Raw genomic sequence first — 15692 nt, forward strand, 5'->3', positions numbered from 1 at the left:
CGGAATCGAGGCGCTTCCATCACCTGCTCTTCAAGCTTCGCTCTTCCCACCAATCCCAGGCCTTGAGTACTCCACGGGCTGCCCTGCCACCCAGGAAAGAAAGCGTGTCACTCGACATGGAGATGGACTTTCTGTTCACGATCCAGAAGTCGGTCAATTCGGTTTTCTTGCCTTCGAGCAGGTCTGCGATGGTTCGGCCGTTGAGGTGGGTCAGGGCTACGCCGTGGCCAAAGCAACCGCCCGAATAGATGATGCGTTCGTCATCGATGAAGCTGATCTCGGGGACCATGTCGGTGTTCACCGAGACAGGGCCGCCCCACCGATAGGCGATGCGCACGTCTCTCAGTTGCGGGTATATCCATTTCAAATGGGCTTCGCAGTGCTGCCAGCTCATGGGCGAGGGCACTTCGTCCATGGGGTCCGTCCGGTAGACGACCGCGTCACCACCACCTATGACGATCCGGCCATCCACGGTGGGGCGATAGTAATGGAGCATCTGCCGGTTATCGCCAAACGACTGCCGTTCCTTCCAGCCGATGCTCTTCCACTGATCGCTACTGAGGGGCTCGGTGACGACCTGGTAGGTCCAGAGCGGGAATTGCCGAGTCTTGAGTTTGCGGGTGTCTGGAACCTGCCGTGAGTAGGCATTGGTCGCAACCACGATCTTGTCGGCCGTGACATTGCCGCCCGGCGTTTTGACGATGATTGCCGACGCAGTCCTTTCGATATGGGTGACCGGGCTGGTTTCGTAAATTGAAACGCCGGCCGACTCGGTCAGACGCTTGAGCTCGCGGACCTGTTTGCAGGGGTTCAGGTACCCGGTGTCGGATTCATAGATCCCGCCGATAAAACGTTCGGAATGGAAGTCCTGCTGAACCTGAGTCTTGTCCTGCCACTTCAGGTCGCCATCGATGCCGAGGTCCTGGAGCAATTGATGGGTCTTTTTCAAACGACCCAACTGCATCTCGGAGTAGCTGATACGAACCAGGCCCGTATGGCGGTAGTCCGATTGAAAGCCGTTTTCCTCGATCAGGTTCCGGGTATGGGCCACCGCCATTTTCAGATAGTGGTGAGCATCGATCATTTTCTGCTTGCCCCAGCGGAGCAACACCATCTCCGGTTCCAGGCCAAAGAGTTTCGTGCTGAAACCCGCATTGCGGCCGCTTGCACCGAAGCCTATGACCGCAGCTTCCAACACGACGACGCGAGCGTTGGGGTTGTCCTTCTTGAACTGCCAGGCGGTATTCAGCCCGGTGTAGCCGCCGCCGATGATTGCCACGTCCGCCTTCAGGTTTTCTGTCAGGGGCGCGTTGGGCGAGTAATGTCCGTAGTCATGCTGCCAGAAGGATTTATCATCTGACGGTGAGGCTGTCTTGTCGGTCATGCTTTCAGTCTCTTTATTGGTGCATGGCTTCGCCATGTTCTTGGGAAAGCAACGTCGTTGGAGTCCGGTTGGGCGCGCGGGACACGGATGGCAGGTGCGTGATCGAGGCGCTACTCAGGGTAGCGGGCAGCTCAGGCAGCGAATTGGCAGGGGGTGCCAGAACTTTCAGCAGTTCGCGCCATGAAGAGGCTCAGGTACTTGCTGGATACAGCAGCAAGCACCTGGCTGGGGGAGGGTCAGTGCCGGGGTCGGTTGGCGGCGCGGTATTGTTGCGGAGACTGTCCGGTCCAGCGCCGGAATGCTCGGGTAAAGGAGCCCGACTCGGAATAGCCCACCAGCAGGGAAATTTCCGTCATGGAGTACTCCGAGTCCTTCATGTAGGCCAGCGCCAACTCTCGGCGTACATCTTCCACCAGCGCCGAAAACTCTATTCCCTGCTCTTTGAGGCGACGCTGCAGAGTCCGCCGGCTGACGCCGAGCTGTTCGCAGATGTCGACGAGGGAGGGCGCGCCGCTGCTCATGTCCGCTGCGATCAGGCGGGTGATCTGCGCCAGAAGCTCGTCCGGTATGTAGCGCTCCTGGCGTTCCTTTTCGAGGTAGGGCTCCAGTGCCTTGTACAGGCGCTCATTGCCATGCGACACCGGTAGCTTCAGCGTCTCGATGGGCAGGTAAAGTCGATTCGTAGGCTGATTGAAGTAGAGCGGACACTGGAAGATGTGCTTGTGCTCCGACAGGTCGGCTGGCCGGTCATGCTCGAAATCGACACGAGACGGTTTTATCTGGCTGTTCGTGATCAAGGTGAGCTGTCGAAAGACGGAAGCGATGGCGAACTCGGCATCCTGCCTTCGATGAATGACGGTTGGATCGGAGACCTGGTAATCGACGTAGACGAAGCGGGCGTCCGTCTCGTACTTGAATGTCGACTCCTGTGCGAAGACAACGATGAACTGGTGAAGCGTCCTCAGGCATTTTTCGACGCTGGGGGCGCAGTGCAAGGCATGTCCGAGCGCGCCGAAATCATCGGCTTCCGTCTGGTTGCCAAGCACGAGCCCGATGCTCGGGTTCGACTTTCCGGCGGCTTCCCAGAGCGCGACGTACTGCTCGCCGGGTATCTCGACGTCCGCTCTTTCCAGTAACCGGGTATCCAATCCAACCGCGTCGAGATGTGGCGCAAAGACTTCTCTGAAGCGGCGGAAGAAGTTCTCTGAGAGGACTGTACGCACTGGTCTCATTGGTTCCACAGCCTTACTGGTTATGTCGTCGACGACCCCTCGTTGCCGGGCGTGCCTCTTGGGGGCCTCAATCAGGTAGGTGCTGGAAATGCGCCTGTTCCCGCTGCATGTGGACGTTCGTCGGCTCAGCGAGCCGGCGCGGATCATCCGCTCCTTGTTGCGCAAGGGCAATGGGTCGCGGCCGTTCCGGCAGTCGCCGCTTACCCGTTACTGATTCGTCGTGAAACCGATGGCGCGAGATGCCAAACGGGCTGGCGCAAGCGGGCAATCCTTGGCGCCGGCCTTCCAATAATTTTGTGCCCAAGGTGAGCCTGAAGATTTTGGCCAGGTCGTGATGACTGGCCTTGTTTTCCCTGCACGAGCAGGTCGCTCATCCAAACAAGAACAAGATTAGCGGGGCCAGTTCGATGACCGCAACGACACCCAGAACCGACTCGATGCCGGTATTCACGCAGCATCTCCTTTCCATGCCTAGGGCCTCGCCCTCCCGCTGACCCTTCGCGTCCGCGGAGTGCCGCGTTCCTGAAAGATCACAACAAAAACCTCAGGAGAACCCCATGAGATTCTTCCCGCGTTCCTTACTGGGCGGCGCACTGTGCGCGCTGTTCGGTGCCACTGGCCTGCAGGCCGCTTCTTCCGTCGACCCGAGCCGGCTCGGCAGTGACCTCACCCCCATCGGCGCCGAGAAGGCCGGCAATGCGGATGGCAGCATTCCCGCCTGGGACGGCGGCCTGACCAAGCCGCCGGCCGGCTGGTCCCCGGGCCACGGCGACCCCTTCGGTGCCGACAAGCCGCTGTACTCCATCGACGCCAGCAACGTCGGCCAGTACCAGGCGCAACTGCCGGAAGGGCAGGCCGCGCTGATCAAGACCTATCCGGGTTATCGCCTGGACGTTTATCCGACCCATCGCAGCTGCGCTGTTCCGGCCGAGGTGGCCGAGCGCACCCGCGCCAACGCCGGGCAGAGCCGGATCGGCAGCGATGGCTGGCATCTGGAGCAGGCCGTGGGTGCGGCGGTACCGTTCCCCATGCCGCAGAACGGCGTGGAAGTGCTGTGGAACTTCAAGCTGCGCTACATGGCCAAGGCGCGCCGGGCACAGATATCCCTGCTGATGCGGGAGAAGGGTGGCGACCTTTTCGAAGTGAAACAGTGGGCCACCGAGTTCTACCCCTATAACGACCCGGCAGTGAAATCGCCGGCCGACACCGACGACATCGAGGCCAAGCTGCTGTATGACGTGCTCTCGCCGTCGTCCCGCGCGGGTGAGATGTACCTGCTGCACAGCCTGCTGGACCGCCCCCAGGACGCCTGGATCTACTTCCCGGGCCAGCGCCGGGTGCGCCGCGCGCCGTCCTTCGCCTACGACAACCCCGTCGCCGGCAGCGACAGCCTGTACTTCGTCGACCAGATCAACATGTTCACCGGCGCCCTGGACCGCTACGACTTCAAGCTGATCGGCAAGAAGGAGATGGTGGTGCCCTACAACTCCTACAAACTGGTGGACAAGGCCAACAAGTACCAGGACCTGATGGGCGCGGACTACCTGAATCGCGACGTGCAGCGCTACGAGAAGCACCGCGTCTGGGTGGTCGAGGCAACGGTGAAGGCGGACAAGCGCCACTCCTTCGCCAAGCGGGTGATGTTCTTCGACGAGGACAGCTGGAACCTGCTGCACGTGGATATGTTCGACGCCAAGGGCAACCTCTGGCGCGTGCAGGAAGGCAGCCAGTGGGCCGACCCCGGCATCCAGGCATGCACCAGTTTCGAATACGTCAGCTATGACCTGGTGGCGCGCCGCTACCTGGCCGACGGGTTCACCCAGGAAGGCGAGGTCCTCGACCTGACGGCGGGCCTGGAAGGGCGCGTCACCGATAGTCTGTTCAATCCCAGCGAACTGCGCCGTCGCGGCGAGCGTTGATCGGTCCGGAGAACCCCTCGATGAACCACCACAAACAATGCGCTGCCCCGGCAGCGCAAGGGACCCCGTGCGTCCGCAATCTGCTCGCCCTGGCCGTGATGGCCGCTTCCGGGCTGCTCTGGCCGGAGCAGGGACAGGCGTTCACCTTCGGCTCCGAGGACGGTATTTCGGGCAGCTTCGACTCGACGCTGTCCTATGGCTTCGCCACCCGTCTGGAGTCCCCGGACTGCCACCTGCTGGGCGGCGACAACGGCGGCTGCAACACCGGCACCAGTAACGAACTCGGCCGCTTCTACAACCTCAGCCGCGGTAACGGCTATGCCAACGCCGACATCAACTACAGCAACGCCGACGACGGCAACCTGAACTATCACAAGCACGATGTGTTCTCCCATGTGATCAAGGGCACCCACGAGCTGAGCCTCAAGTTCGGTGATGGCTGGAGCGCCTTGGGCCGAGTCGCGTGGGCCAAGGATTTCAAGATGGACGACACGCGCCGCACCGAGCTGGACGACCAGGCCGAGCGCGACGCGACCGAGCGCTTCGACCTGCTGGACCTGTGGGTGGCGAAAAGCTTCGACGTGGGCGACATGCCGGCCAAGATCAAGGCCGGCAACCAGGTGATCAGCTGGGGCGAGGAGATCTTCGTCACCGGCGGCATCAACCAGATCAACGCCCTCAGCCTGCCCAAGTACCACACCCCGGGCACCCAGCTGAAGGAGGTGTTCATCGCCGCTCCCATGGCGTCCTTCAGCTTGGGCCTTACCGACACCCTGAGCCTGGAGGGCTACTACCAGTTCAAATGGAACGCCTACGGCCTCGACCCGGTGGGCACCTACTTCTCCACGGCGGATGTGGTGGGGGAGGGGCGGCGGCCCATCTATTACCCCAGCGGCTATGTGGACGGCCTCCTCGGCGCGGGGACCTGTGCCGCCGTTATGCCCACCGGTCACTGCGGCGATCCGCTGGTGAGCGGTCTGGACGATGCCACCCTGGTGGCCGCCGGGCTGGCGGTTCCCTACGGGGGCGAGCGTGAGGCGAAGAACAGCGGCCAGTACGGCGTGGCGCTGCGCTGGACCGCAGAATCCATCGAGACCGAGTTCGGCTTCTACTACCAGCGCTACCACGACAAGCTGCCCTTCGTTGGCTACACGGCGCTGACCGACCCGGACAACCTGACAGTGGACAATTTCTTCATCAACTACGGCGAGGACAAGGACCTGTTCGGCCTGTCGATGAACACCATGGTCGGTCCGGTGGCCGTGGCCGGCGAGCTGTCCTATCGACCCAACGACAGCGTCGGTATCGACCCGACGGTGCCGTTCGGCCAGGCCTTTACCGGCACCTTCAACCAATACAGCGTCTTCGATACCGGGGTGCACAAAGGCTTCGTCGAGGAGAAGAAATGGCAGGCCGATCTCAACGCCATCTACAGCTTCTCCGCCAACGATCCGCTGGGCTTCATCCCGAGCGCCCTGGGGGCTTCCGACGGCTTCATCCTGGCCGAGGCGGTGGTCGCCCATTACCCGGACCTGGATACCTCGGGTGAGACGCCGTACTTCCTGCCGGACTACTCGCTGCCGGACAAGACCAGCTGGGGTTACGTGGCCGAGATCGGCATCAACTACCCGGACCTGTTCGGCACCGGCATCACCGTCACGCCGCAGCTTGATTTCAGCCACGACGTCAACGGCACCACGCCCAACGCCATGCCCTTCGTCGAGGGGCGCAAGTCGCTGACCACGTCTTTGCTGTTCAACTACCGCGACCGCTGGAAGGGCAACCTGCAGTGGGTGCAGTACTGGGGTGGCGGTGACAACAACCTGATGGCCGACCGCGACTTTCTCGCCGGCAGCCTTTCCTACTCGTTCTGACCCAGCGGTGGCCCCGGCGGCGCGCCGCCGGGGCCTTGCGTTGAATCGAGGCATTCCATGTTGGCTTCACTCGTGTGGGCGCTCGAGCGCTTCTTCTTCCGTCATCGCCTGGCGACACTGGGCGTATTGGTCGCCGTCACCGTGGTCATGGGGCTGTTTGCCCTGCGCCTGGAAATGTCTGCCGGCTTCGACAAGCAGCTGCCGCAGCAGCATGCCTTCATCAAGACTTTCAACCAGTACCGCGATGTGCTGTTCGGCGCCAACCGCATCATCGTGGTGCTGCACGCCAAACAGGGCGACATCTGGAACAAGGCGGCGCTGACCCGCCTGCATGACCTGACCCAGGCGCTGTTCTTCATGCCGGGGATCGACCGCCGCAGCGTGACTTCGCTGTGGACCCCGAATACCCGTGCGGTGCAGATCACCGAAGAAGGCATGAAGGCCGAGGACGTGGTCGGCGGCGACGTCACCGTCGGCACCCTCGACGACAAGGCTATCGCCGGCATCCGCGAACGCACGCTGATAGGCGGCTTCGTCGGCAGCCTGGTGGCCAACGACCATTCCGGCGCTATGGTCATGGCCGAACTGGCGGACCCGGACCCGCAGACCGGCAAGCGCCTGAACTACCTGGCGTTCAGCCAGCAGCTGGAAGATGAAGTGCGCGCCCGCTTCGCCGATGGCGACTACGACGTGCAGATCATCGGCTTCGCCAAGCAGATGGGCGACATCGGCGCGGGCGCCAGGAGCGTCGTTGGCTTCTTCTTCCTGGCCTTCCTGCTCACCGCGCTGGCGGTCTACTGGTACACGCGCTCCTGGGTGCTGACCTTCCTGCCGTTGTTCTGCTCGCTGGTGTCGGTGGTCTGGCAGTTCGGCACCTTGACCCTGCTGGGTTACGGGCTGGACCCACTGGCGATCCTGGTGCCCTTCCTGGTGTTCGCCATCGGCGTGTCCCACGGGGTGCAGCAGGTCAACTTCATCTCCCGCGAGGTCTGCGCCGGCGCCGACGGCATGACTGCCGCCCGACGCAGCTTCGGCGGCCTGCTGATTCCCGGCACCCTGGCGCTGATCACCGCCTTCGTCGGCTTTGCCACCTTGGCCCTGGTGCCCATCCCGATGATCCGCGAACTGGCCATCACCGCCTCGGTGGGCGTGGCCTACAAGATCGTCACCAACCTGATCATGCTGCCGCTGCTGGCCAGCTACTTCCGCTTCGACGCCGCCTACGTGGCGCGCGTGGAGCGTCTGCGCAGCTGGCGTGACGGCGCCATGGTCCGCCTCGGTCGGATCGCCGAGCCGCGCAATGCCGCCATCGGCAGCCTGCTGTGCCTGGGGCTGATGGTCCTGGCGGTCTGGCAGAGCCAGGGGCGCCATGTCGGCCACGTGCTGCCGGGCGCGCCGGAGCTGCGTGCGGAGTCGCGCTACAACCAGGACGTGGAAAGCGTGGTCAGCCATTTCGCCCTGGGCCTGGACCTCTTCACCGTGGCGGTGGAAACCCCCGAAGGCGGCTGCTACCGCCACGACGTGATGACCTACGTGGACCGCCTCACCTGGTACCTGGGCAACGTGCCCGGCGTGCTCTCGGCACAGTCGCTGCCGGCGCTAACCAAGCTGTCGGCCTCCGGCGTCAACGAAGGCAACCCGAAGTGGGCGGCGTTGCCGATGGACGAGTCGTCACTCGGCGAGGCGGTGCGCCAAGTCCCCGAGGCCCTGCGCCTGTACAACGAGGACTGCACGCTGTTGCCGATCAACCTCTACCTGGCCGACCACAAGGCCAGCACGCTGAAGGCGGTGGTGGAGGCCGTGAAGCGCTATCGCACCGAGCATCCGCTGGGCGGGGTGACGGTGCGCCTGGCCAGCGGCAATGCCGGGGTGCAGGCCGCCACCAACGAAGTGGTGGAGACCTCCGAGCTGCCGATGATGCTCTACGTCTACCTGACCATCGTGCTGCTGGTGTTCCTGGTCTATCGCGACTGGCGGGCCATGGTTGCCTGTTGCCTGCCGCTGACCCTGGCCACCTTCCTCGGCTACTGGTTCATGAAGGCGCTGGACATCGGCCTGACCGTGGCGACCCTGCCAGTGATGGTGCTCGCGGTGGGTATAGGCGTGGATTACGCCTTCTACATCTACAACCGCCTGCAGATGCATCTCGCCGAAGGGCAGGACATCGTCAGCGCCTTCCAGCAGGGCCTGCGGGAAGTGGGCGTGGCCACGGTGTTCACCGCGCTGACGCTGTCGGTCGGCGTCGCCACCTGGTCCTTCTCGGCACTGAAATTCCAGGCCGACATGGGCCTGCTGCTCACCTTCATGTTCATGGTCAACATGATCATGGCCATCACCCTGCTGCCGGCCATCGCCGTGATGCTGGACACCCTGATTCCACGACGGGGGCCGGTCCGTGCGCCCCTGCTCGCGCACTGACGAGGAGGACTGTCGATGTTCGCGATTCACTCCCTGCGCCTGCTGCTGGCGGCGCTGATCCTGGCCAGCGGTGGCAGCCCGCACGCCGAAGAGGGCGCCGAGCCGGCCATGCCCCTGGCCGCACCCCAACACGCCCCGCTGGTGGCGGTGACCCTTGCCGGCGAACGCCTGGCGGCGGTGGGCGGTCACGGCGTGGTGGTGCTCTCCGACGATGGCCAGGCCTGGCGGCAAGCCAAGTCCGTGCCGGTGGATGGGCTGCTCACCGCCGTCAGCTTCGCCGATGCCCAGCATGGCTGGGCCGTTGGCCACGGTGGCGTGCTGCTGCTCAGCGAGGATGGCGGCGAGACCTGGACCCGGCAGGCGGACCTGGAAGGCCTGCCGGTACTGCTCTCGGTCTGGTTCGAGAATCCCTGGCACGGCTTCGTCACCGGCGCCTACGGCTATGCCGCGCAAACCCGCGATGGCGGCAACAGCTGGCAGCGCCTCCGCGTGGGCGCCGAAGGGGACGACTACCACCTCAACCAGGTCTTTCCCGGCCCGAATGGCAGCCTGTTCATCGTCGCCGAAATGGGCAACGCCTTCCGTTCCCGTGATGGCGGCTCGTCTTGGGAAACCCTGGACACCGGGGCCAGCGGCTCGCTGTGGACGGGGCTCGGTCTGCGCGACGGCCGCGTGCTGCTCGCCGGCATGAGCGGCCGCGTGCTGCTGAGCGATGACCAGGGCGACAGCTGGCGTGAGCTGGACAGCGGCAGCCACGAGGCCATTACCTCCCTGGCCCAACTGCCTGACGGGCGCGTGGCGCTGGTGGGCAATGGCGGGCTGGTGGGCCTGTCGGACCCCGGGGTAGGGCGCTTCACCGCCACGATCCGTGAAGACCGCCTGAACCTGGCGGCGCTGGCGCCCCAGGCCGGCGGTGACCTGCTGCTGTTCGGACCTTCGGGTGTGCTGCTCCAGGAGAACGGCACCCGTCCGCAGCCCTGACGCCAGATGCCAAACGAGGTGACGCGGCCAGCCAAGCCTGCGCCGTGGCGCCATCCCTAGACTGCAGGCTCGGCGCTGCTTGCCGGGCCCTCAATCCAAGCCATCGGAACAACCCTATGCTGAAGCTTTCATTGCGAAACCTGCTGTGTGGCCTATCGCTGGCCGTCCTGGCGCTGCCCGCCGTGGCGACGTTCCAACCGGAACAGGCCCATGTGCAAGTGCTGGGCGATCACAATGGGCAGGACTGGTTCTGGATCTGGGGCAGCAACGCTCCCAGCATGGTGGACGGTCGCGCCTACCTGTTCGCCGACGACGGCCGCAATCTCGGCGTGCTGAACACCGGCATGTGGTCCAACGGCCTGGTCTTCTCCCACAAGCGAGACGAGCTCTATGCCTCCGAGATCTACTTCAGCCGGGGCGTGCGCGGTACCCGCTCGGATGTGGTGACGGTGTATGACGCCCGCACCCTGAGCCCGAAGCGGGAGATCGCCATTCCCGCCAAGCGCATGACGGCGCTGATCTCCACGGGGATCAGCGTCCTGTCGGACGACGAGCGCTTCCTGCTGGTGCTCAACTTCACCCCGGCCCAGTCCATTTCCATCGTCGACCTGGAATCCCACCGCTTCGTCGGCGAAGTCGCGACACCGGGCTGCGCGTCTATCTACCCGGCGGGGCCGCGAGACTTCTATGCCATCTGCGGCAATGGCGGCTTCTTCCACCTCGGCCTCGACGATGCCGGGCAGGTCCGCGTGCAGTCCCGCACCGCGCCGGCCTTCGATCCGCTCAAGGACCTGATCCTCACCACCGGGGTGCGCCAGGGCGATACCTGGTACTTCGTTTCCCAACAGAACAACGCCTACGGCATCCGCATGAACGCCGAGGGTGTCGAGACCACCCGGCAGTGGTCCCTGGTCAGCGACGAGGAGCGTGCCGATGGCTGGGGCGTGGCCGGCAACCATGGCACCGCGCTGCACGAGCGCAGCGGGCGTCTGTTCGTGCTGATGCACCAGGACAAGCCGGAGAACTACCAGAAGCCGGGCACCGAGGTCTGGGTGTACGACATCGCCACGCAACGGCGTTTGGCGCGCGTTGAGCTGAAGGAGCAGAGCACCGCCATCGGAGTCAGCCAGGGCGAGCAGCCGCGTCTCTACAGCCTCGACTGGCTGGTGCCCATGCCCTCGCTGTTCACCGCCTGGATCTACCTGACCGAGGGCGAAGCCGGCCTGGGACCGCTGCTGCGCCAGGGCATCAACCTCTACGACGCCGACAGCGGCGAACACCTGCGCAGCGTCGGCGACATTCCCCTGGGCTTCATGAATGTGGTAGCGCCATGGTGATCGCGGCCTTTCTCCAGGACCCCATGGTCCACCTTGCCAGCGCGGGCGGCCTGGTGCTGCTGCTGGGCTCTGCGGGGCTGCACAAGGTGCGCGATGGCCAGGGCTTCGCTCGGGTGCTGCAGGGCTACGGAGTCGCTTTGGGCGGGCAGTTGATCGGGCGAACGCAAGACCTGCTCAGGGTGCTGGTGCCGGCCCTCGAACTGCTTGCCGCTGCCGGCGTGCTGATGAGCCTCTGGTTGCCGCCGGCGGCGCTGCCTGCCGTGCTGTTGCTGGCGCTCTATGCCGGGGTGCTCGCCCTGGGCGCGCGGCGCGGAGCGGACATCGAGGATTGCGGCTGCCATTGGGGCGGCCGGCCCCAGGCGCCCAGCGGAGGCCTGGTGTGGCGCAACCTGGTGCTGCTGCTGCCGGCCCTCAACCTGCTGCTGCCGGCGCAGGGTCGTCCCTTGGTGTGGTTCGACGCCATCACCCTGGCCGGCGCTGTTTTCAGCGGCCTGGCCTTCTACCTGCTGGCGAACCTGCTGATCGCCAATCGTACTTCCCTGCAAGAGTTGAGCGAGCCATGACACATACACTGATGATCTCCAGCGTCTTCTCCTGGCTGACCACCCTCGGCCTGACCATTGCCGTCTGGGCCCTGGCACGCCAGATCGGCCTGCTGCACGAACGCATCCGCCCTGTGGGAGCCCTGTCTCTCGGCAAATCCATCAAGGCTGGCGAGACGGCGCCGAGCTTCACCTTGCCGAGCCTAACCGGCGGTTCGGTCAACCTTGGTGGGGCCAGCGAGCGGGGCCAGTCGACCCTGCTGTTCTTCCTCTCCGAAACCTGCCCGGTGTGCAAGACCCTGCTGCCGGTACTTCGCTCGGTACGCGGGCAGGAAGGCTCCCGGTTGCGCATCGTACTGGCCAGCGACGGCGAGGCCGCTGCCCATGAAGCCTTCATCGCCGCCCAGCGTCTGGAGGATTTTCCCTACCTGCTGTCCCGTGAGGTGGGCCTGGCCTACCAGATCAGCAAGTTGCCCTACGCCGTGCTGATCGATGCGGCCGGCACCGTGGTCACCCATGGCCTGATCAACACCCGTGAACACCTGGAAAGCCTGTTCGAGGCTCAGGCCCTGGGCGTTTCCTCGATCCAGGCCTGGCAGGCGTCGCGCCAGGCGGCCGAACATTCCCTTTACCAGCAGGTGCACTGAGCATGGCGATCCGATGGTTTGACGAAGCCACCGAACTTTTCACCCGGCGTACCGCGCGAGGCACTTCCCGTCGAGGGTTTCTCGGTGGACTGGGCACGCTGATGATCGGTGCCGGCGCGGCGACGCTGCTGCCGGTGTATCGCAGCAACGCCTTCGCCCAGTCCGGCGGTGGCCTGGTGGAGGAGGGCGACCCTAACAGCTGCGACTACTGGCGCTACTGCGCCATCGACGGCTTCCTCTGCGGCTGCTGCGGCGGCTCGCCGACCAGTTGCCCGCCCGGCACCGTGCGCTCGGACATCACCTGGATCGGCACCTGCCGCAATCCGGCGGACGACAAGGACTACGTGATCTCCTACAACGACTGTTGCGGCAAGGGCAATTGCGGGCGCTGCGTGTGCCAGCGCGATGAGGGCGACACGCCGTTGTACCGGCCGCAGAGCTCCAACGACCTCAACTGGTGCTCCGGCAGCCACGCCGACATGCCCTATCACTGCTCCCTGTCGGTGGTGATCGGGGTGAAGGAGTAGGCCATGGCATTTCGCGTGACCGCCGCCCTGGCCCTCGCCGCGTCGTTCGTGATGGGCTCGCCGTTCGCTTCGGCCACCGAACCGCGCCAGTTCGACTACATGCTCAATTGCCAGGGCTGCCACCTGCCGGACGGCAGCGGCAACCCGGCGCGGCAGGTGCCGGCTTTTCCGGGGCAGCTGGGCAAGTTCCTCAGCGTGCCCGGCGGTCGCGAGTACCTGGTGCAGGTGCCGGGTTCGGCGCTGTCGGGGCTCTCCGACGAGGCGCTGGCCGGGGTCCTCAACTGGATGCTGGAAACCTTCAGTCAGGCCGAGCTGCCGGCTGGCTTCAAGCCCTATACCGGCGCCGAACTTCACCTCTGGCGCCAGTCTCCCCCCGCGGATATCGAGCGTGTCCGCCGTGAACTGCTGGAGCGTATTGCCCAGCAAGAAGAACAACAACACGAGGGAACCTGAACACATGAAGCACCCTATATGCATCGGCGTGCTCCTGCTCGCCGCGACCCTGCGCGCCCAGGCCGAGTCGGCTCCCCACCTCGCCTCACTGCAAACCTGCGCCGCCTGTCATGGCGACCGGGGGCAGGGTAATCCGGCGCTCGGCGCCCCCCGGCTGGCTGGCCAGCAGGCGGACTACCTGCTCCAGCAATTGCAGGGCTTCAAGGCGGGGCGACGAGGCTATGACGCCCGCGACAGCCACGGCGCCCAGATGCGCGTGGTGGTAGCGAGCCTCGACGAGGCCGACTTCGCACCCCTGGCCCAGCACTACGCCGGTCAGGACGCAGGCCCAGTCAGCGCCCCCGCCCAGCCCGACGCCCGCGGCAAGGTCGCCTACCAGGGCACCTGCGCCGCCTGCCACGGTCCGGAAGGGGAAGGCTATGCCCATCTCAAGACCGCAAACCTGCGCATCCTCGATCCGGCCTACCTGGAACGACAACTCAGCCATTACGCCCAGGGCCTGCGCGGCGCCGATGGCCACGCTGACCAGCACGGCATCTGGATGCGCGGCATCGCCCTGCAGATTGGTGGAGATGCCGAGCGCAAGGCGATCGTCGACTACATCGGCAGCCTGGCGGCCGGTACGGCCGGGAACTGATCCATCCGGCGTCGAAGTGCTGCCTGCAGTTTTTTGTAGGAGCGAGCTTGCTCGCGAAAGGGCGGCCCCAGGCGGTTCGCGAATAAGAGTTCCGTGTCCCCTTGTTCAGTACGCCGCCAAGCCAGCGAATCGGTGCGCATGGCGCACCCTACGGCTGTGCCTGATTTCTTCAATGAGGTTCCAATCAGAATGCCTTCCAAAGAGTTCATCAAAGGGTTTCGTCACGAACTGGCCAATCGTGCTTTTGCTTTTCTGGCTGTGGGGCGGATGGCGGAGCGCCTTGAGGGAGACGCGCGCGGCCTGTTCTGGAAAACCTATCGGGACCTTGAGGTGTTCAACGGTCCGCGCTACGAGGCAGCCGCCAGGCGATGGGGACTTGGCGTGACGCCGGGAATAGGGAGCAGGCTCAAGGCCTGGGCGGTTTCCTCAGTACCGAAGGCGTGCCATGGACTGTTGCTGAAGGTCGTCTACCGCGAAACGCTGAAGTATCTCGAGTGGTTGAAAGAACTGCGACGACAGGGGCCGGCAGATGCCAGGGCGTTCCTCGACTACATGGTTCATCAGGAGGAAGTGCAAATCGAGATGATGCGGATCGCCTTGACCGGCCGCTATTCGGAGATCACGGGCAGTGCCGATGATTTCTTCCTGAAGTACAACGGCCGGGTGCGGCTTTTCAATGACGGTGAGTCGCGCACTTCGATGGAGAGCTCGCCGCACTAGCGTGTGCGCCTGAAGCGGTCGCGATAGGTAGTAGGCGTCAGTTCCGTTCGAGCCAGGAACAGGCGGGAGAACGAACTGGCGTCCGAATATCCGACCTCAATGATGATGGTTTCGATGTTCATGTCGGTGATCTCCAGAAGCTGTTTGGCGGCTTCTATCCGGAGATTCTGCAGATAGGTAATGGGCTGCATGCCAAGCGCGGTATTGAAGCGCCGCGTGAGTGTGCGCTGGCTGACAGACAGCTCGTCCGCCAGCGACTTTATGCTCACGGGCTTTCGCATGTCCTGCTGCAATCGATACTGGGCTTTTGCGACAAGGCTGTCGCCATGGTCCTCCGTGTCCGATAGCGGGAGGTAGGCTGCTTGCGCGGTTTGACCCACATCCACCAGCAGGGTCTTGGCGCAGAGCGAGGCGATGGATTGCGAGAAGAAATGCTCGATCATCCGCAGCGCCAGGTGCTGGTAGGTGGGTATCCCTCCCGCGCAGATCAACCGCTCATCCTCGGTGAGCAGGTGCCTGACATCGAGGTGCACGCGCGGGTAACGCTGTCGGAAACGCCGCTCCAGCCACCAGGTGGTCGTGGCGTTGCGCTTGTCCAGCAGGCCCACCTCGGCCAGCAGGAATGTGCCGGTGCAATTGGCGGCAATGATCGCGCCTTGTTGCCATTGCCGGGCGACCCAGTTGCAGAGGTTCGCCTGGGATTCGAGGAAACGTTCAAACGCCTCCTGGCCGCTGTAGAAGACGCCCGGGATATACACCAGGTCGAATGTCTGGTCGTGGCCGGCTATTGATTCCGTGGCCAGGCTCAGGCCCCCGCTGACATTGACCGGGCCACCCGCCAGCGAGACGAACTTCCATTCGAAGGGCTTCATGTGCTCGCCGAACTGCTTGCGGGCATGGGCGTTGGCGACCTGGAAGAGGTCCATCAGCCCGGTCAGGCTGGAGGCATAGCAACCTTCGAGAGTGATCAAGGCGACGCTGGGCATGGCTGAATCTCGTGTATGTCTTCTTTCGCATAGTA

General features: G+C 64.3%; 14 protein-coding genes. 11 read left to right on the forward strand and 3 right to left on the reverse strand.

The window, feature by feature from the left end; all coding sequences use genetic code 11:
• Nucleotides 1-19: 19 nt before the first annotated feature.
• Nucleotides 20-1384, reverse strand: coding sequence for an NAD(P)/FAD-dependent oxidoreductase (locus MnOB_RS02645; protein WP_077521718.1), 1365 nt, complete (start codon nt 1382-1384; stop codon nt 20-22).
• A gap of 236 nt (nt 1385-1620) precedes the next feature.
• Complete coding sequence (gene qhpR, locus MnOB_RS02650; protein WP_077521779.1) at nt 1621-2616, reverse strand: AraC-like transcriptional regulator QhpR; 996 nt, start codon at nt 2614-2616, stop codon at nt 1621-1623.
• 557 nt (nt 2617-3173) lie between these two features.
• Here qhpR and MnOB_RS02655 point away from each other — a divergent pair.
• The 11 genes from MnOB_RS02655 to MnOB_RS02705 all read left to right on the forward strand — a co-directional run bounded on the left by MnOB_RS02655 (nt 3174) and on the right by MnOB_RS02705 (nt 14671).
• Nucleotides 3174-4535, forward strand: coding sequence for a DUF1329 domain-containing protein (locus MnOB_RS02655; RefSeq protein WP_077521735.1), 1362 nt, complete (start codon nt 3174-3176; stop codon nt 4533-4535).
• A 20-nt stretch (nt 4536-4555) separates the two neighbouring features.
• The gene (locus tag MnOB_RS02660) at nt 4556-6409 is read left to right on the forward strand and encodes a DUF1302 domain-containing protein (RefSeq protein WP_077521737.1); all 1854 of its coding nucleotides are present in this window, start codon (nt 4556-4558) and stop codon (nt 6407-6409) included.
• A gap of 57 nt (nt 6410-6466) precedes the next feature.
• On the forward strand, nt 6467-8827 hold the full coding sequence (locus MnOB_RS02665; RefSeq protein ID WP_077521739.1) for an efflux RND transporter permease subunit: 2361 nt from the start codon (nt 6467-6469) through the stop codon (nt 8825-8827).
• Nucleotides 8828-8842: 15 nt separating this feature from the next.
• Nucleotides 8843-9808 (forward strand): WD40/YVTN/BNR-like repeat-containing protein, encoded by a 966-nt coding sequence (locus MnOB_RS02670; protein ID WP_077521741.1) that lies wholly within the window; start codon nt 8843-8845, stop codon nt 9806-9808.
• Between the two features lie 116 nt (nt 9809-9924).
• Nucleotides 9925-11145, forward strand: coding sequence for an amine dehydrogenase large subunit (locus tag MnOB_RS02675; protein ID WP_077521743.1), 1221 nt, complete (start codon nt 9925-9927; stop codon nt 11143-11145).
• The gene (locus MnOB_RS02680; RefSeq protein WP_077521745.1) at nt 11139-11708 is read left to right on the forward strand and encodes a MauE/DoxX family redox-associated membrane protein; all 570 of its coding nucleotides are present in this window, start codon (nt 11139-11141) and stop codon (nt 11706-11708) included. The genes MnOB_RS02675 and MnOB_RS02680 overlap by 7 nt, the downstream gene beginning before the upstream one ends.
• Nucleotides 11705-12334, forward strand: a complete 630-nt coding sequence (locus MnOB_RS02685; RefSeq protein WP_077521747.1) for a redoxin domain-containing protein — start codon at nt 11705-11707, stop codon at nt 12332-12334. The genes MnOB_RS02680 and MnOB_RS02685 overlap by 4 nt, the downstream gene beginning before the upstream one ends.
• An 8-nt stretch (nt 12335-12342) precedes the next feature.
• A complete protein-coding gene (locus MnOB_RS02690; RefSeq protein WP_371578820.1) occupies nt 12343-12861 on the forward strand; it encodes a methylamine dehydrogenase light chain in 519 nt (172 codons plus the stop codon).
• A gap of 3 nt (nt 12862-12864) precedes the next feature.
• Nucleotides 12865-13314 (forward strand): c-type cytochrome, encoded by a 450-nt coding sequence (locus MnOB_RS02695; RefSeq protein ID WP_077521751.1) that lies wholly within the window; start codon nt 12865-12867, stop codon nt 13312-13314.
• Between the two features lie 4 nt (nt 13315-13318).
• A complete protein-coding gene (locus MnOB_RS02700; protein ID WP_077521753.1) occupies nt 13319-13951 on the forward strand; it encodes a c-type cytochrome in 633 nt (210 codons plus the stop codon).
• Between the two features lie 189 nt (nt 13952-14140).
• On the forward strand, nt 14141-14671 hold the full coding sequence (locus MnOB_RS02705) for a hypothetical protein (protein WP_077521755.1): 531 nt from the start codon (nt 14141-14143) through the stop codon (nt 14669-14671).
• On the opposite strand, the gene MnOB_RS02710 is transcribed toward MnOB_RS02705, so the two are convergent.
• Complete coding sequence (locus MnOB_RS02710; RefSeq protein ID WP_077521757.1) at nt 14668-15657, reverse strand: GlxA family transcriptional regulator; 990 nt, start codon at nt 15655-15657, stop codon at nt 14668-14670. The two genes, MnOB_RS02705 and MnOB_RS02710, sit on opposite strands and share 4 nt — an antisense overlap.
• Nucleotides 15658-15692: the final 35 nt, after the last annotated feature.

The organism is Metapseudomonas resinovorans, from assembly GCF_002003485.1.
Lineage (GTDB): Bacteria > Pseudomonadota > Gammaproteobacteria > Pseudomonadales > Pseudomonadaceae > Metapseudomonas > Metapseudomonas resinovorans_D.